General features: G+C 72.8%; 14 protein-coding genes. 2 read left to right on the top strand and 12 right to left on the bottom strand.

Annotated elements, in window-relative coordinates; all coding sequences use genetic code 11:
* Nucleotides 1–7: 7 nt before the first annotated feature.
* From SCNRRL3882_RS02100 to SCNRRL3882_RS02060, 8 genes are all read right to left on the bottom strand, one after another.
* Entirely contained in the window at nt 8–2,248 is a 2,241-nt protein-coding gene (locus SCNRRL3882_RS02100) for an FUSC family protein (protein ID WP_029180720.1), read from the bottom strand.
* An 87-nt stretch (nt 2,249–2,335) separates the two neighbouring features.
* Nucleotides 2,336–3,706 carry an NAD(P)/FAD-dependent oxidoreductase gene (locus SCNRRL3882_RS02095; RefSeq protein WP_010033251.1) on the bottom strand — a complete coding sequence of 457 codons (1,371 nt, stop codon included), beginning with the start codon at nt 3,704–3,706 and terminating at the stop codon, nt 2,336–2,338.
* 217 nt (nt 3,707–3,923) lie between these two features.
* Entirely contained in the window at nt 3,924–5,654 is a 1,731-nt protein-coding gene (locus SCNRRL3882_RS02090; RefSeq protein ID WP_029180721.1) for a PP2C family protein-serine/threonine phosphatase, read from the bottom strand.
* Nucleotides 5,651–7,075: an ATP-binding SpoIIE family protein phosphatase gene (locus SCNRRL3882_RS41550; protein ID WP_010033255.1), complete on the bottom strand. Its 1,425-nt coding sequence runs from the start codon at nt 7,073–7,075 to the stop codon at nt 5,651–5,653. The genes SCNRRL3882_RS02090 and SCNRRL3882_RS41550 overlap by 4 nt, the downstream gene beginning before the upstream one ends.
* Nucleotides 7,075–7,515, bottom strand: a complete 441-nt coding sequence (locus SCNRRL3882_RS02075; RefSeq protein WP_010033256.1) for an anti-sigma regulatory factor — start codon at nt 7,513–7,515, stop codon at nt 7,075–7,077. The genes SCNRRL3882_RS41550 and SCNRRL3882_RS02075 overlap by 1 nt, the downstream gene beginning before the upstream one ends.
* Nucleotides 7,515–7,934 carry an STAS domain-containing protein gene (locus tag SCNRRL3882_RS02070; protein WP_010033262.1) on the bottom strand — a complete coding sequence of 140 codons (420 nt, stop codon included), beginning with the start codon at nt 7,932–7,934 and terminating at the stop codon, nt 7,515–7,517. The genes SCNRRL3882_RS02075 and SCNRRL3882_RS02070 overlap by 1 nt, the downstream gene beginning before the upstream one ends.
* Nucleotides 7,931–8,818, bottom strand: coding sequence for an STAS domain-containing protein (locus tag SCNRRL3882_RS02065; protein ID WP_010033264.1), 888 nt, complete (start codon nt 8,816–8,818; stop codon nt 7,931–7,933). The genes SCNRRL3882_RS02070 and SCNRRL3882_RS02065 overlap by 4 nt, the downstream gene beginning before the upstream one ends.
* Before the next feature lie 255 nt (nt 8,819–9,073).
* Complete coding sequence (locus SCNRRL3882_RS02060) at nt 9,074–9,475, bottom strand: STAS domain-containing protein (protein ID WP_010033266.1); 402 nt, start codon at nt 9,473–9,475, stop codon at nt 9,074–9,076.
* A 342-nt stretch (nt 9,476–9,817) separates the two neighbouring features.
* Between SCNRRL3882_RS02060 and SCNRRL3882_RS02055 the strand changes: the two genes are divergently transcribed.
* Nucleotides 9,818–10,189, top strand: a complete 372-nt coding sequence (locus tag SCNRRL3882_RS02055) for a hypothetical protein (RefSeq protein WP_010033267.1) — start codon at nt 9,818–9,820, stop codon at nt 10,187–10,189.
* A 55-nt stretch (nt 10,190–10,244) separates the two neighbouring features.
* Here the strand turns inward: SCNRRL3882_RS02055 and SCNRRL3882_RS02050 are convergent, their stop codons facing one another.
* Entirely contained in the window at nt 10,245–10,679 is a 435-nt protein-coding gene (locus SCNRRL3882_RS02050; protein WP_010033269.1) for an ATP-binding protein, read from the bottom strand.
* A gap of 115 nt (nt 10,680–10,794) precedes the next feature.
* Nucleotides 10,795–12,693 carry an AMP-dependent synthetase/ligase gene (locus tag SCNRRL3882_RS02045; RefSeq protein ID WP_010033272.1) on the bottom strand — a complete coding sequence of 633 codons (1,899 nt, stop codon included), beginning with the start codon at nt 12,691–12,693 and terminating at the stop codon, nt 10,795–10,797.
* A 151-nt stretch (nt 12,694–12,844) separates the two neighbouring features.
* Between SCNRRL3882_RS02045 and SCNRRL3882_RS02040 the strand changes: the two genes are divergently transcribed.
* Nucleotides 12,845–13,078 (top strand): DUF6480 family protein, encoded by a 234-nt coding sequence (locus tag SCNRRL3882_RS02040; protein WP_010033276.1) that lies wholly within the window; start codon nt 12,845–12,847, stop codon nt 13,076–13,078.
* A 52-nt stretch (nt 13,079–13,130) separates the two neighbouring features.
* On the opposite strand, the gene SCNRRL3882_RS02035 is transcribed toward SCNRRL3882_RS02040, so the two are convergent.
* Nucleotides 13,131–14,219, bottom strand: a complete 1,089-nt coding sequence (locus SCNRRL3882_RS02035) for a glutamate--cysteine ligase (RefSeq protein ID WP_010033277.1) — start codon at nt 14,217–14,219, stop codon at nt 13,131–13,133.
* A gap of 114 nt (nt 14,220–14,333) precedes the next feature.
* Nucleotides 14,334–16,541 carry a 1,4-alpha-glucan branching enzyme gene (gene glgB, locus SCNRRL3882_RS02030; protein WP_102514721.1) on the bottom strand — a complete coding sequence of 736 codons (2,208 nt, stop codon included), beginning with the start codon at nt 16,539–16,541 and terminating at the stop codon, nt 14,334–14,336.
* Nucleotides 16,542–16,544 lie beyond the last annotated feature (3 nt).

Here is a 16,544-nt window from a genome sequence, read left to right as displayed (position 1 = left end):
CCGGGCCTCAGGCCCGCGGTTCGGCCACGGGCACGCCCAGCGGGCGGGCGAGACCCACCACCGCCTCGTCCAGCCGCTCCAGATGCCGCAGCACGCGGTCGGTGATGCGGCCGTAGCGCGGTGTGCCGGCGTCGGACCCCAGCAGCGAGGCGATGCTCGGCCCCGTCTCGACCCGCGCGGCGGCGTGCTCGTCCGCGACCCGGGCCGCGATGGTCTCGATGTTGCGCACGGTGCGCCCCGCGGCCCCGCGCAGCCGGGGGTCCGCCGCGATCGACGGATGCGTGGGCAGCAGTTCGGCGGTGGCCGCCAGCGTCCGCGCGTGGTACGCGCATGTCTCCAGCAGCGCCACCACGTACCGGGCGGTATGGCGCCGGGCCCGCAGCGGGGTGACCGGATGGGTCAGCGGCTGCGTGGCGGCCCGCAGGTCGGCCAGCGCCTGGTCCAGATCGCGCGCCTTGTCCAGCAGCTCGTCCGCCGGCCCGCCGCTCAGCTGGCCGACCGCGGCCTCGGTGACGTCGGCCAGCCGCTCCAGAACCGTGCCGAGCAGTTCGTTCGTCCGGCGGTCGGTCCGCACCGGCAGCACCAGCGCCGCCGCGACCACTCCGCAGGCCGCACCCAGCGCTGTCTCCTCCACCCGCAGCAGGAGCACGTCGAGGCTGTAGGTGTGCAGCAGCGTGTACAGCAGCCCCAGCATCGCGGTCACGAAGAACGACATCAGCGTGTACGACAGCGGCGCCACGTAGAACATCGCGAAGATCAGCACCAGGACCAGCGCGAACGCCGTCACGGTGTGCTGCCCGACCAACCCCGCCAGGACGATGCCCGCCACCACGCCGAACACCGTGCCCAGCAGCCGGCGGTAGCCCTTGACCAGGATCTCGCCCGTCGAGGCGGTGTTCAGGAAGACGATCCAGCACGTCAGCACCGCCCAGTACCAGCGCTGCGTGGACAGCAGCTCGCCGCCCACGATGGCCAGCGCCGACCCGACGGCCACCTGCACGGCCGCGCGGGTGGTGGGCCGCCGCAGTCCCGTCTCTTCCTCCTCCGACGGTTCCTCGACGCTGTCGATCGCGGCGTCCTCCGCGTCCAGCTCCTCGCGGGAGCGGGCCGTCGCGGGCGTGTCGTCGGACTCGTCCTGCGGGCCGTCCAGCGCGATCCGCAGCCCCAGCACCGAGCGCGCGGCCTCACCGATGCCCCGGAACACGTCCTGGACGGCGGCGGGGGCGGACGGCAGGTTCTCCTCGTCCCGGTAGCCGAGGAGCCGGTTGCGCACATGGGCCAGGGCGGTCCCCGTATCGCCGCTTCCGGCGCGCAGCACGAGGGTGCGCAGCGCCTGGAGGTCGCGGCGGAGCGTGGCGGTGGCCTCGTCCGGCACGGCCAGCTGCCCCACCGACGGCGCGGGCGCGCCCGGCAGGTGCAGCGTGAGCGTGTCGGCCCGTTCGGCGCTGCGGGCGGTCAGCAGCAGCAGGCCGAGCCGCTCGGCGGCGATCTCGGCGTCCGCGATCCGGCGCTGCACGAGCCGCGCCGCCGACTCGTCGGGCGTGCCTTCCTCCAGCCGCGCCTGGATCATCATCGCCGTTTCGTGCAGCGCCGCGGTGCCCTCGCGCACCGCGTCCAGGGCCTTGTCCATCTCGTCCGCGCCGGCGTCGAGAAGGTCGAGCTGCGCGGACACCAGCTGGGCCAGCCGGGCACGGAAGGCCAGCCGCAGCCGCAGCAGCACGCCCGCGGGGGTCGCGGGTACGACCGCGAAGCGCAGCAGGGCACTGGAGCAGAACGCCAGGGCGATGGCACCGCACAGCGTGGGCAGCGAGGACACCTCGGCGCCGACGAACAGGGACAGGAAGTAGACCTGGAAGCCGATCAGGCCGAGCGCGGTGCCCCGGTCGCCGAACCGGCGGCCGTAGACCGCGCAGAAGATCAGGACGACGAAGAAGACGTCACCGGCGTAGAGGCGCGCGTTGAGCACCGCGCCCAGCGAGACGGACGCCAGCGCCACCGGAAGGCCCAGCGCCAGCGTCACGGCCTGCGCGCCGGGCTGCTTCTCCCGGATGGCGAAGGTGGCGACCATCGCCGCCATGGCCCCCGCCACCAGGAGATGCACATCGGCCCGCAGCAGGGCGAGCACGGCCAGGGTGAGGGCGATGGCGCCGACCGTCCGCAGCCCGGCCGTCAGGCGCAGCAGCCCCGGGTCGGACGCGGCGATCCGGTCCCGCAGTCGTGCCCGCACCGAGCGTCCCGCTGCCCTCACGCCGCCGCACTCTCTCCCGACTCACCACACCAAGATCCGCACCTCAGCATGACATGCCACGAGCGGACGGTCCCCTCCAGCCCCGTCCTACTCCTGCCGACTGGTTCCCTCGACGTGGGCCCGCACCTGTTCCGGCGTCAGATAGGCGTCGGTGTACTCGAAGTCCTTCAGCCTCGCGGCCTTGCGGGCCTGGAACCCGGTCCGGACGAAGTCGTCGCCGGCGACCGCGTTGAGGAGCCAGTTCGTCATCACCCGGGTCTTGGCGACGTTGGTGCGCAGCGCCGACCAGTGGTAGCCGCGTGCCACGGCCTGGGCGGGCAGGCCGCGCAGCTCGATGCCCAGCGGCTTGGAGACCGCGTCGGTGCCGCCGAGGTCGACGACGAGCCCCAGGTCCTTGTGGACGTACGGCCGCATCGGCCCGCCCCGCAGCGACGCGATGACGTTGTCGGCGACGTGCCGGCCCTGCCGCAGGGCGTGCTGCGCCGTGGGCGGGCACATCGCCCCGTCCCCCTTGGCCAGGTCGGGCACGGCGGCCGAGTCGCCGAGCGCGAACACCCCGTCGTTGCCCGGCAGGTTCATCTCGGGGGCGACCGCGAGCCGCCCCTTGACGGTCTCCGCGCCCAGCGTCGCGATGAGGGGACTGGCGACGACCCCGGCCGTCCAGATGAGCGTGCGGGTCGGGATCACCCGCCCGTCGGTGAAGGTGACCTCCTCCGGGCCGGCCTTCGCGATGGAGGTGCCCAGGGAGATCTCGATGCCCCGCCGGCGCAGGATCTCCTGCGCGCTGCTGCCGAGCTTGTCGCCGAGCTCCGGCATCAGCTTCGGCGCGATGTCGATCAGATGCCACTTGATCAGGCCCGGGTCCAGCCGCGGATAGCGCTTCACGGCGGCGTGCGTCAGCCGCTGCAGGCACGCCGCGGTCTCGGTGCCCGCGTAGCCGCCGCCGACCACCACGAACTGCAGCCGTGAGGCCCGCTCCACCGGGTCCTGGCTCGCGTCGGCCAGATCCAGCTGGGAGATGACGTGGTCACGGATGTACGCGGCCTCGGCGAGCGTCTTCATCCCGAACGCGTGGTCCGTCAGCCCCGGGATGTCGAAGGTGCGGGTGATGCTGCCGGGGGCCAGCACGATGTAGTCGTAAGGCTCGTTGACGATCTGGTCGGTGATCGTGCGGATGACGCAGACCTTGGACTTCAGATCGACGCCGATGGCTCCGCCCGGAATGATCCGCGTGCGGTACTTCTTGCTGCGGCGCAACGAGACGGCGATCGACTGCGGCGTCAGCACGCCGGAGGCGACCTGGGGGAGCAGCGGCAGGTAGAGCTGGTAGGCGAACGGCGTCACCAGCGTGACGTCGGCCTCGTCCGGGGAGAGTTTCCGTTCCAGGCGGCGGACGCACTCCACGCCGGCGAAGCCTGCGCCAACCACCAGGATCCTGGGTCGTGTCACGGTGTTCATCCCTTTCTGCGGCTCCAGGCGGTCTGCCTCGAACGCCTATCGACTGCCCCTGGATCGCTGGTTCGCACCCCATTGATCCCACCGCGTGTCCGACCGGCACGCCAGTCGGACGCGGCAGGCAGACGAACGCGTCGATCACCACCATGCCCGCCCCGTGGCCGAAAAGCACCAGGCCGGCGTGAAGAACACGTGCACACCCGACCGGCCGGGCCCGACGTCAGGGCGCGGCGTCTCCCTGGAGGTGGCACAGCAGCAGACACACGTCGTCGTCGCGCTCGGAATCGCTCAGCAGCGGATGCAGGATCCGGTCCGCCGAGCCCTCCAGATCCGCGTCCAGCTCCGCCGAACGGAACCCGCCGAGCGCCGAGGCCAGCCGCTCGATGCCCGGGTCTATGCCCTGCGCGCGCCGTTCGACCAGCCCGTCCGTGTACAGCGCGAGCGTCGACCCGGGCGAAAGACGCACCGTGTGGTCGCCGATCTCCTGGGTGAGGGGGATGCCCAGCATGGCGCCGGGTTTGGCGTCGAGCGTGCGCACGGTTCCGTCGGGCAGCCGCAGCACCGGCGGCGGATGGCCCGCGGCGGCCCAGGTCAGCGTGGGCTCGTCCGGGTGCAACCGGGCGATGACGGCGGTGGCGTACAGGTCCGGCTGGAGATGGTGCAGGAACCGGTGCAGCCGGGTCAGCAGCCGGCCCGGGCTGTCGCCGTCGACGGCGTACGCCCGCAGGGCGGTGCGCAGCTGGCTCATCATGACGGCCGCGTGCAGACCGTGCCCGGTCACGTCGCCGACGACGGTGATGAGACCGCCGTCCCGCTGCGGGAACGCGTCGTACCAGTCACCGCCGATGTTCAGCCCGTGGGTGGCGGGCAGATAGCGCGCGGCCAGGCTGAGGCCCGGCGTGGCCGGCAGGTCCGTGAGCAGGGCGCGTTGCAGCGTCTCGGCGATGTCGCGGTTGTGCTCGAAGCGCCGGGCGTTGTCGATCGCGATGCTGGCCCGCCGGGTGAGCTCGATCAGCATCACCGCGTCGTCCGGGTCCCAGCGCGCACCGGGCGGCGACAGGGTCAGCACCCCCAGCGGGGCCCGGCGCGTCGGCAGCGGAACGCACAGCAGCGGCCGTGTGGGATCCAGCGCGGACGGCGGCTGGTCGTCGACGCCGGGCAGGCCGCCGGGATGGTCCGCGGCGTACTGCGGCCGACCGGTCCGGGCCGCGACCACGGCGGCGGCCGGATGCGGCGCCGACCGGTGCTCGTCGTCCTCGTGGTCGAACAGCCAGACGTCGACGCTGCGGGCGTACTCCGGCACCAGCAGGTCCGGCAGCCGGCGCACGATCTCCTCGTGGTTCAGCGAGGCCGTCAGCACGGCGCTGGCGTCCGCGAGGAAGGTCAGTCTGCGGCGGGCGCTCTCCGCCTCGTTGCGTGCGCTGCGCTCGGCGGCGAAGGCCTCGCGCTGGGCCCGGCTGGCCGCGTCCAGCTCGGCGTGCAGCGCCAGGACGCCCTGGTTCGTCTGGTGCAGCTCCTCGCGGTGGAAGGCGACCAGATCCTCCTGCTCGCTGAGCTTGTCCAACACCACGGCCGTGTCCTCGTCGGCGCCGAGCAGCGCCTCCGCGAGGGCCGCGGCATCGTCCTCGACGGCGCCGCTCTCCGTGGTGCGGGCCGCCTCGGGGCAGGGGACCGTGACCTCCCACGGCGGCTCCCCGGCGGCGGCCGACGCGTCCGGCGACGGCGTCACCACGGCGTGCAGCAGCCCCTCCTCGGCGGGGGACCCGGCCATGTCCAGGGTGAGCAGCCAGGTGCCGCCCTTGGTGAGGCACTGCCGAAGATGGGCGCTGAGGGCGGCGGCCAGCCTGGTCCGTTCGACGGTGGGCACACCGTATGCCGCGGCCAGGCGCGCGAGGGCGATGCGGGCGCGTGCCGCATCGGTGACGGTGGTGATCTGCCAAGTGCGCATCATGGGCGTTCCGGCGGGGTCGGAGTCAGCACGGCCACGGCGGTGTCGTCCCGCACCGGACGGGCGGGACTGCTCGCGTCACGTATCGCCACGGCGGCCGTCACGGCCGGGTCGGCCGCGGGCAGACCGGCGTCGGACGGCGGCGTCCAGCGGCTGGGCAGGCCGTCGGTGTGCAGGACCAGCAGCCGGTCGGCCGCCCACTCGGCCTCCTCCTCGCGGAGGGTGGCGGGCCGGTGCACGCCGACGATTCCGGGCCGCGACAGCAGCGGACGCCAGGTGCCGTCCGCGCGCAGCCGCGCCCCCACGTTCCCGATGCCGGCGAACCGCAGCCGCCCGGCCCGCACGTCGAGCTGGGCCAGGGCGACGGCCGCGCCCCGGGTGCCCTTCAGCGCGTCGTGGAGCCGCCGCAGCGACTCGGCGGGCGTGAGATGAGCCCAGCGGTGCAGCGCCGTGACCGCGGCGGACGAGGCCCGGGCCGCCTCCGGGCCGTGCCCCAGGCCGTCCGCCAGCATCAGCGTCAGCCGGTCCCCGGAACGCACCCACGCCCAGGCGTCACCCGAGTACTCGGCTCCGCCGTAGGGGATGTTCACGCCCCCGGCGCGCACGCCGGCGACCGGCGCGGACCGCTCGCCCGACGGGCCGGGGCGCCCTTCAGGATCCGGTGCGCCCGGGCCCGGCATCTCGCCGTTCCGAACGGCGGAGACCGGCTGGGGGCCCGGTTCTTTCCCGAGGACACCACTCTCCCCGGGCACGCCGCCGGCCTGTACCGGAAAGCCCGGCGCACCGCCGGGCACCGCCCCGTGCCCCGTCAGGGCGCCGCACGCCACGGCTCCCACCGGCGCGTGGCCGACCGGTGAGGCACCGCCCGGCCACCAGTCGCCGGCACGGGACCCGCCCTCGGACCACGCCGGGGCGCCGGGAACCGCCGCGCCCTCCGCCGGACCCCGGCCGCCCGACACCGAGTCGGCCCCCACCTGCCCGGCCGGACCGCCGCCACCGCGGGGTGTGGTGCCCAAGCGGGCCACCGCGACCGTGCCGCGGCCGGGCGTGCTGTGCAGGGCGAAGTCGTCGGCGAGCCGCTGACAGGTACCGAGGCCCGCGCCGAGCGAGCCGGTCGTGGAGAAACCGTCGCGCAGGGCCGCGGGCAGGTCCGCGATGCCCGGGCCGTGGTCGATCGTGGCGATCTGCACGACCCGGGACCGAGTACCGCCCTCCCGTGGCGCGGGCGGTGCCACGACGTCGATGAGCACCTGACCGACCCCGGCGTGCTTGAGCAGATTCGTGGCGAGCTCGGTCGCGACCAGCGCGGCGGCCGCGGTGCGCCGCTCGTCGAGACCGGCCAGCGCGGCCGCGCTCTCCGCGGCTACCCGCGCGTCGCGCACCCGCGTCGAGTCGCGCACCGGGACGTCCCACACGCGCGGCATCAGACCTCCTCGCGCGGACGCGGCGGCTGGGCCGCCCAGCACGTCACCCGCACGGTGGTGCCGTCGCCCGGCGTGCTGTCGATCTCGAAATCGTGCACCAGGCGCCGCGCGCCGCTCAGTCCCATGCCCAGTCCATCGCCGGAGGTGTAGCCGTCGCTGAGCGCCTGGTCCAGGTCGGCGATGCCCGGCCCCTCGTCCGTGAAGGCCAGCCGGAGCCCCTGCACACCGCCGCTGCTGATGTGCGTCGCCTCCATCTGTCCGCCACCGCCGTGCACGAGGGTGTTGCGGGCCAGCTCGCTGGCCGCCGTGACCAGCTTGGTCTGCTCCACCAGGCCGAAGCCGAGCCGGGCCGCGGCCTGCCGCACGTGCTGTCGCACCCACACCAGGTCCATGTCGGACCGGATGGGCAAGCAGGCCTCCACGCCCGCGGCAGTGTGCATCACGGACTCTCCTGACGCGGGCCGCCCGGACGATACGCCGGGGTCTGCTGCGAGAGGAGTTCCATGCCCGCCTCGGTGCTGAGCGCCGTCCTCAGCCCGGGCAGGGTCAGGCCCAGTTCCGCCAGGGTGATGGCGACCGCCGGGCGCATGCCGGCCACCACGGTCCGCGCGGCCAGCAGCTTGGCCTGCGCCGCGATCTCGGCCAGCACCCGCCCGAGGAAGGAGTCGACGATCTCCACACCGGAGATGTCGATGAGGACACCGCGCACCCCGGTACGGGAGATGGTCTCCGCGAGATCCTGCTGGAGCTGCTGCGCCGTGCTGTCGTGCAGGTCCCCCTGGAGCGTCACCAGCAGGACGTCGCCGAGCCGGAGGACCGGCACGTGGCCCGTGACGGGACGGGAGTACGCGTCGCTCACCGCTGACCCGCACCCGGGTTCACGATGTCCGCGCCGAGCTCGTGCAGCGCGTACCTCAGCGCGTCGGAGAGGCTGGCGCGAGTGATCACGTCCAGGTCCAGGCCGAGATGGACGATGGTCTGCGCGATCGCGGGGCGGATGCCCGAGACGATGCACTGGGCGCCCATCAGCCGCGCCGCGGCGACCGTCTTCATCAGGTGCTGCGCCACCAGCGAGTCCACCGTCGGCACACCGGTGATGTCGAGGATCGCGAACCGGGCGTGCTGGTCCACGACGGCGTTCAGCAGCGTCTCCATCACCACCTGGCTGCGGGCACTGTCCAGCGTCCCGATCAGCGGCACGGCCACGACGCCGTCCCACAGCCGGATGACGGGCGTCGCCACCTCCATCAGCTGGAGCCGCTGCCGGTCGCTGAGCGCCTGCCACTCACTCAGCGCCGTCTGCATGGCGACCAGCCGCAGGGTGCCCATCAGCACCGTCAGCGCCGTCGAACACGCCCGCAGGTGCTCGGGCGGTGCCTGCTCCAGATCGGCGGCCAGCAGGTTCTCCACGGGCGGCCGCAGGGCGGCCAGCTCGCTGGAGACCTGGGTGTTCGACAGGCCGGCACGCGAGCGGGCCGCGCCCATCCGGGCCAGCTGCTCACGCACCCCGCTGAATCCCGCCGCGTCCGGGTCCTCCACCTGGTCCGAGTCGGCCACCTGGGCCAGCGCGTCCACGACGACCTTTCCCGCCTCCACCGCCTCGTCGCGCGAGACGGTGAACACGGTGCGGAACAGGGGCTCGTCCGCCCACCGCTGGGCGATCTGCTCACGCCTGCGGTGCAGGAAGTCCCTGACCTCGTGCGTCGGCGTGGCGAGCTGTCCGTCCGCTTCGTGCTCCGGCACCTGGTTCTCTCCTCATCCGCGTTGCGTCGACCGAGCCCGCCTCAAGGCAACGGGACGGTGCTGTGACACTTGCCGGGCGACAACTCTAACCATGCGCCGACCTCGTACGACACCGGATCCGGCGCAACCCGTCCGGTTGTGGGGAACGGCAATTGGCCATGCCCCACCGGCGCGCGGAGGACGAACCGCCGTCCGGGCAGAGCGGAGCGAGGGCACCGGGCCCGCCCACGGGGTGCCCGAGGGGCACCCGGCCCGTCAGGCGCTCTGTGCCCCCGGCTCCTCGGGGGTCTCCGGCACCTCGTCGGCGCGGGCCAGAGCCTCCTCGACGCTCTCCGATATCGGCACCGTGATGCTGACGCCCGTCAGGTCGAGCACCCGCCGCACGGCCGGTGTCGGGCTGATGACGTGCACGCTGCCGGCGGTCTTGCGGGTCTCCTGGTACACCCGCAGGATGATGTTCATCCCGGACGAGTCCATGAAGGGGACCGACGAGAGGTCGAGCAGGAAGTGCCGTCGGCCGTGGTGGAGTTGGTTGGCCAGATGGGCCTGGAACTCGGTCGCGGTGTCGACGTCCAGATAGCCGTCGACCGTGATCAGGGCCACGTCCTCCCGGGGCAGTTCGACCTCCACGGACAGCGGGTTCTGGGCGAGGGGCACGGGTACCTCCAACAAGTGCTACGGCCTGGGCAGGTCACCTCTGCGGATGACCGCGGTGCGGGGCGATGTCGGTCGTGGTGCGGGCTCTGCTGCCGTTTTTCATGTGCCTCCCTTCGCCACCGGGCTCCCTTTTCCACCGCGCCCCCGCGATTACCCCGGAAACCGCACCCCATGCCCCCGGGGGACGAACCTTGCCGAAGTCCGCCGCCGGCGACGTACGGTGGCAGGTGTGTGCACCCGAATGCGCTTGCGGCAGGAGGGTAATTGCTGCTGTGGAGCGGGGTGGGCGGAAACCTCCGCCGGGCTCCGCGATCCGCACACCGTCAGGGAGGATGGAGCAGCGTGACCATCGACAGAATCTGGTCGTACGCGCCGGACAGCGGTCACGCCGAGGGGCAGGACCTGAGCGGGTTCACCGTCGCCGCGACCGACGGCACGATCGGGCACGTGGACCGTGAGGCCGCCCCGCACGGCATGCGGCACCTGGTCGTCGACACCGGCGTCTGGGTGTTCGGCCGCAGCGTCCTGGTGCCGGCCGGAGTCGTCACCGCCATCGACACGCAGGGCCGGAGGATCACACTCGCCTGCACCAGGGGAGACGCCAAGGCGGCGCCCCGCTTCCAGACCGACAGCGAGACCCGGGACCGGGAGTACCTCACGGCCGTGGGCGACTACTACGACCGGCTGCCACCGCGTACGACGGCCTCGGCCTGAGACCTGAGCCTCGGACCCGGTCACGGGCGCGCCGCGCCCGGGCCCGGATCCGGGCTCACCAGGGCAGGAAGACGTGCACGTCCTTGCCGCGCTCGTCGCTCACCACGCTGACCTGGTCGCACAGCGTGTGGATCAGATGCCAGCCGATGCCGCCGCCCCCGCTGCGCGGATCGAACGGTCGCGGCGCCGGCTCCGTCGAGCTGGTGTCGTGCAGGACCACGTGCACCCCGTCGAAGGTCCGGCGCATCCGCAGCGCGAACGGACCCGGGGCGTACTGCACCGCGTTGGCGGCCAGTTCCGTCACCACCAACAGGATGTCGTCCCAGTACTCGGGGGCAGAGGGCGGCGAGGAGCGTGACAGATCACGCAGGAACTCCTCCGCGGCCAGCCGCGCTCCTGTCACGTCGTGCGGCTCGCCCACGAAGCTGTTCGTGCGGCTCGGAATCTCCTCGGAGGTCAGTGCGTCATCCCCACGCGGCTCGGTTGACATATCGCCTTTCCGGCCCGGCGTCAGCAAGGGCTGTCGTCAGGGCTGTCGTCCTTTCTCTTGCGTCGCCACTGTTGCGTGTTCCCGAGGGGGCGAGGCCTACGCGTCCGGCTCCCGCTCAACGGAACACGTTGTCCGAGTCGTCCCAGTTCGACGGTTCGTCCTGGGTGCTCGGCCGCCCGGGACGCCTGCGCGACTGGTACATCGCGTCGATCTCGGACGCGTAGTGCCGCACGATCTCGTCCCGGCACAGCTTCATCGAGGGCGTCAGCAGCCCGTTGGACACGTCGAACGGCTCGGGCAGGACCCGGAACACCCGGATCGACTCCGACCGCGACACGGAGCTGTTGGCCGCGGCCACGGCACGCGCCACCTCCTCCCGCAGCGCGTTCTCCTCCCGTGCCTCGCGCATCTCGCCCTGAAGCGCCAGCGCCGCCCGCCAGTGCGCCAGGAACTCCGGGTCCAGCGTGATCAGGGCGCCGACACAGGGCTGGTTGTCGCCCACGACCACCGCCTGGTGAATGAGCGGGTGCATCCGCAGCCGCTGCTCCAGGGCCGCCGGGGCGACGCTCTTGCCGCTGCTGGTGATGATGATGTCCTTCTTGCGGCCGGTGATCGTCAGATAGCCCTCCGAGTCCAGGTGACCGAGATCCCCGGTGGCCAGCCAGCCGCCGCGCAGCGCGGCCCGGGTGGCGGCCTCGTCACCCACGTACCCCTGGAACACCGACGGGCCGCGCACCAGGATCTCCCCGTCCTCGGCCACCCGGATCTCCGTGCCCGGCAGGGCCTGCCCGACGGTCCCGGACTTCTCCCGGCCCAGCGGCTGCATCGTCACCCCGCCGCCGGTCTCCGTCAGGCCGTACCCGTCGTGCACGTAGACACCGATGCCCTCGTAGAAGAGCGACAGATCGCGGCTGAGGGGAGAGCCGCCGGACGTCGCCCGCCGCACCCGGCCGCCCAGCGCGGCCCGCAGCCTGCGGTACACCGTGCGCTCGTACAGGGCGTGCTGGAGCCGCAGATCGAAGCCGGGCCCGCGCCCCCGGCCCAGCCGCTGGCGTTCCAGGGCCGCGGCGAAGTCCCGCGCCGTCTCGGCGGCCCGCTCGAAGAGACCGCCGTGGCCGCCCTGCTGGGCCGTGCGCAGGAAGTTCTTGTAGATCTTCTCGAAGACCGACGGGACCGCGTAGAAGTACGTGGGCCGGAAGGAGCGCAGCGCCGACGACAGCGCCTCCCCGCCCAGGTCGGCCTGGTGACCCATGAGCAGGCCGCCGCGCACGCACAGGCCCTGGATCATCAGCCCGTACACATGGGAGAAGGGCAGGAACGCCAGGACGGAGCCCTGCTCCCCGGGGGGTGCCGCCGTGTGCCCCCAGCCCGTCAGCAGCGTGTCGCAGGGGGCGGCCAGGTTGCGATGGCTGAGGGCGCAGCCCATGGCGTGGCCGGAGGTGCCCGAGGTGTAGGCGATGACCGCCGTGGAGTCCGGCAGCACGATGCGGCGCATCGAGTCGACCGTGGCGAGCGGGACGAACTCCCCGCGCGCCGCCAGATCCTCCAGCGCGCCCGCGTCCAGCTGCCAGACGTGGCGCAGCAGCGGCAACGACGCGCACACCGAGCCGACGGTCATGACGCCCTGCTCGTCCTCCACGACCACGGCCACACACCGGGCGTCCCGCAGGATCCACTCCACCTGGTCGCGCGACGACGTCGGGTAGACCGGGACGACCTCGGCACCGACGGCCCACAGCGCGTAGCACAGGACCGTCCACTCGTACCGGGTGCGCGCCATGATCGCCACGCGGTGTCCCGGCGCGATCCCGGAGGCGATCAGTCCCTTGGCGACGTCCACCATCTGGTCGCGCAGCTCGATCGCCGACACCTCCTCCCAGGAGGCGGCGGCCGGGTCGGCGCGGCGGGCGAGCATCGGCCGGGTGGGTTCGCGGTCCGCCGTCTCGAAGACGCTGTCGGCGAGCCCGCCGGTCAGCGGCGAGACGGCCGGTGGAGCGAGGGCGAGGTCGCGCATGCACTGCTCCTGACGGGTACGGGGCGTGACATTGCCGACGGGTAGCGTCATCGGCGGGGCTCGAATGTAGTCGAGCCGGGGCCCTCGGGGGTCGTGAAATACGGAAGTCGTCCCGCTGATGATCTCGGCGTGATCGGGGGACCCGGACGGCATGAGTCACATCAGTCCCGATCCCGAACCCGAACGCAGCTCCGGCCTGGAACCGGGCGGCGGCGTACCGCCCGGGGAGACCCCGCCCGCGGAGAGCAGCCTGCCCGAGGCGGGGCCCCGGGAGACGCACAACCCGCCCAAGGGCTGGTCCAAGGCACCGATGGCCGTGATCCTGATCCTCGTGGTGCTGATCGCGGCGTTCTTCCTGGCCTACGCCCTCGCTCTGATCCTCTGAGCCCGCCTCCGGAAGAAGTCCTCCGGGCCCGTCTCCCGAAAGGCGGGACGCCTCACGCCTGTGTGTGCCGGACGCACTCGGTGACGACGTCCCGCAGGTTCCCCGTGCGCTCCATCACCGCGCGCTGCACCTGTGCGCCGTTGCCGTCCCGCAGCAGCTCCTCGCAGGCGGCCCGGGCCCGCTCCAGGTCACCGGTGTCCGCGAGGGCCTCCTCGACATGGTCCAGCAGGGCACGCACGACCGCCTCGGCGGGCAGGCGCCGCATGGTCGCGGGGTTCAGCAGCTCGCCCGAAAGACCGGACCGGGCGGCCAGCCAGTCGGCCAGCCGCAGCAGGCTGACACTGTGGCCGAGCGGTTCCCGGCCGGCCCGCCACTCGCGCGCGGCGGTCTCGACCAGCCCGCGCACGAGCGTGGCGACCAGCGCTGCCGTGCCGGAGTGCAGACAGACGTCCGACACCCGGATCTCCACCGTCGGATACCGCTGGGACAGCCGCGCGTCGAAGTAGATCATCCCGTCGTCGAGGAGGGCGCCCGTGGCCACCATGTCCGCGATGAGACGGTGGTACCGCTCGGCCGAGCCGAAGATCTCGGTAGGGCCGGCCGACGGCCAGCGCAGCCACACCCGGCTGCGGTAGCTGCTGTACCCCGTGTCCTTGCCCTGCCAGAACGGCGAGTTCGCACTGAGCGCCGTCAGGACCTGGAGCCAGGGCCGCACCCGGTCGATGACCGCGACGCCCTCCTCGTCGGACTCGACGGACACGTGCACATGGCAGCCCAGGACGAGCTGCTCCCGGGTGGCGATGCCGTACTGATCGGCCATCCACTGATACCGGCGGTTGACGCCGATCGCGGGACTGACCGGCAGCGGAGAGGTGGCGAGCGCCGCGACCGTGCAGCCGATCTCCCCGGCGTGCCGGGCCGCCTCCTTGCGGCAGCGGACGATCTCCGCGCGCAGGCTCTCCATGGACGACTGCGGATGGGTGGCGAACTCCAGCATCTGCTCGTGGAGTTCCTTCTCGAAGACGTCCTGATCCGCGTCGTCCTGCGCGGCCCGGGCGAGCACCGCCGCGGACATCGCCCGCGGTTCCCCGGTCTCCGGGTCGACCAGGAGGAGCTCCTCCTCCACTCCGACGGTGCGCACCCTGTTGCCCGCCCTTCCGTGACCCTGCAGCGTCGACCACCGGGCGTTCTCCCGGTGGTACGACACCCAGTGCCCCTCAGATGCGGTTCGGACACCTGGTGCGGCGGCCGGACTTCACGGAGCGAACGGCGTCAGCCACACGGTGGCCAGCGGCGGCAGCGTGATCCGGACACAGCCGTCCTCCGGTTTGACCGGATCCGGGTTGGTGACGCCGCTGCCGCCGTAACGCGGGTCGTCGGTGTTCAGGATCTCCTGCCAGGCGACGGCGTCGCCCGGGACCCAGAGGCCGTAGTCGTGCCGGACGACCGGGGAGAAGTTCGACACCGCCAGCAGCGCCCCGCCCTCGGCGTCGTACCGCAGGAACGCGAAGACGTTGTCGTCTGCCGAGTCCACCGCCACCCACCGGAAGCCCTCCGGACGGGTGTCGCACTGCCACAGCGCCGGCGTCGCCCGGTACGCCGTGTTCAGGTCACGGACCAGATCCCGCACGCCCCGGTGGTCGCCCGCCGAGTGGTAGCCGTCGTCGAGCAGCCACCACTCCGGCCCCTGCTCCACCGACCACTCGGCGCCCTGCGCGAACTCCTGCCCCATGAACAGCAGCTGCTTGCCCGGGTGGCTCCACATGAAGCCGAGGTAGGCGCGGACGTTCGCACGCCGCTGCCACCAGTCGCCCGGCGCCTTCGACACCAGCGCCTGCTTGCCGTGCACGACCTCGTCATGGGAGATCGGCAGGACGTAGTTCTCGCTGTACGCGTACACCATCGAGAACGTCATCTCGTGGTGGTGGTACTTGCGGTGCACCGGCTCGTGGGCGAGGTACTCCAGCGAGTCGTGCATCCAGCCCATGTTCCACTTCAGCCCGAAACCGAGCCCGCCGCGGTCGGTGGGCTGCGTCACCCCGCCCCAAGCCGTCGACTCCTCGGCGATCGTCACCACGCCGGGGGCGCGCCGGTACACGGTCGCGTTCATCTCCTGGAGGAACGCCATGGCCGCCAGGTCCTCCCGGCCGCCGTAGGCGTTGGGCTCCCACTGGCCGTCCTCGCGCGAGTAGTCCAGGTAGAGCATGGACGCCACCGCGTCCACGCGCAGCCCGTCGATGTGGAACTCCTCGCACCAGTACACCGCGTTCGCCACGAGGAAGTTGCGCACCTCGGTGCGGGCGAAGTCGAACTCGTAGGTGCCCCAGTCCGGGTGCTCGGCGCGCCGCGCGTCCCCGGGCTCGTACAGCGGGTCCCCGTCGAACCGGGCCAGTGCCCAGTCGTCCTTCGGGAAGTGCGCCGGCACCCAGTCCATGATCACGCCGATGCCCGCCCGGTGGCAGGCGTCGACGAAGTACCGGAAGTCGTCCGGGCTGCCGAGCCGCGCGGTCGGCGCGTAGAAGCCGGTGACCTGGTAGCCCCAGGAGCCGTGGAAGGGGTGCTCGGCGACCGGCATCAGCTCGACGTGGGTGAACCCGAGGTCCTTGACGTACGCCGGGAGTTCCTCGGCGAGCTGCCGGTAGCCCAGCCCCGGCCGCCAGGACGGCAGATGCACCTCGTACACCGAGAACGGCGCCTCGTGCACCGGCCTGTCCGCGCGGTGCGCCATCCACTGAGCGTCACCCCACTCGTAGTGCGAGGCCGTCACGATCGACGCCGTGTCGGGCGGCTCCTCGGTGCGGCGCGCCATCGGGTCCGCCTTCAGGAAGCGGTGGCCGTACCGGGAGGTGATCTCGAACTTGTAGGCCGTGCCCTCGCCGACGCCGGGCAGGAACAGCTCCCACACGCCGGACGCGCCGAGCGACCGCATCGGGAACTGCGTCCCGTCCCAGTAGGTGAAGTCCGCCGCGACCCGCACGCCCTGCGCGTTCGGCGCCCACACCGTGAACCGGGTGCCCGTCACGCCCTGGTGGGTCATCGGCTGCGCACCGAGCGCCTGCCACAGCTGCTCGTGCCGGCCCTCGCGGATCAGGTGCAGGTCGAGCTCGCCGAGCGCGGGCAGGAAACGGTACGGGTCGTGCACCTCCTGCTCGCCGCCCTCGTACGCCACGTGCAGCGTGTAGGCGGGGATCTCCGCCAGCGGCAGCACGCCGGAGAACAGGCCGTCGCCCTCCGAGACGAGCGGGGTGCGCTTGCCGCCGGTCACCACGCTCACCGAGCGGGCGAAGGGGCGCAGCGCCCGGAACACGATCCCGCCCGGGACCGGGTGTGCGCCCAGCAGGGCGTGCGGATCGTGGTGGGCGCCCGCCAGCAGGCGTCCGCGGTCCTCCGGGCTCAGGGCGGGCGCGGTCGCGCCCGGGACCGGGCCGGACGGCTCCGGGATTGAGGTGTCGCGCAGGGCCACGGC

The organism is Streptomyces chartreusis NRRL 3882 (assembly GCF_900236475.1).
Taxonomy (GTDB): domain Bacteria; phylum Actinomycetota; class Actinomycetes; order Streptomycetales; family Streptomycetaceae; genus Streptomyces; species Streptomyces chartreusis_D.
Note: the sequence above shows the minus strand (reverse complement) of the source record. Positions and strands in the feature narration are given on the sequence as shown.

What these genes read in the sequence shown, in the direction of transcription:
- SCNRRL3882_RS02095 (WP_010033251.1), bottom strand. Translation starts at nt 3,706, where the DNA reads ATGAACACCGTGACACGACCCAGGATCCTGGTGGTTGGCGCAGGCTTC.
- SCNRRL3882_RS02050 (WP_010033269.1), bottom strand. Translation starts at nt 10,679, where the DNA reads ATGTCAACCGAGCCGCGTGGGGATGACGCACTGACCTCCGAGGAGATT.
- SCNRRL3882_RS02040 (WP_010033276.1), top strand. Translation starts at nt 12,845, where the DNA reads ATGAGTCACATCAGTCCCGATCCCGAACCCGAACGCAGCTCCGGCCTG.
- SCNRRL3882_RS02075 (WP_010033256.1), bottom strand. Translation starts at nt 7,515, where the DNA reads ATGCACACTGCCGCGGGCGTGGAGGCCTGCTTGCCCATCCGGTCCGAC.
- SCNRRL3882_RS02090 (WP_029180721.1), bottom strand. Translation starts at nt 5,654, where the DNA reads ATGATGCGCACTTGGCAGATCACCACCGTCACCGATGCGGCACGCGCC.
- SCNRRL3882_RS02045 (WP_010033272.1), bottom strand. Translation starts at nt 12,693, where the DNA reads ATGCGCGACCTCGCCCTCGCTCCACCGGCCGTCTCGCCGCTGACCGGC.
- SCNRRL3882_RS41550 (WP_010033255.1), bottom strand. Translation starts at nt 7,075, where the DNA reads ATGCCGCGCGTGTGGGACGTCCCGGTGCGCGACTCGACGCGGGTGCGC.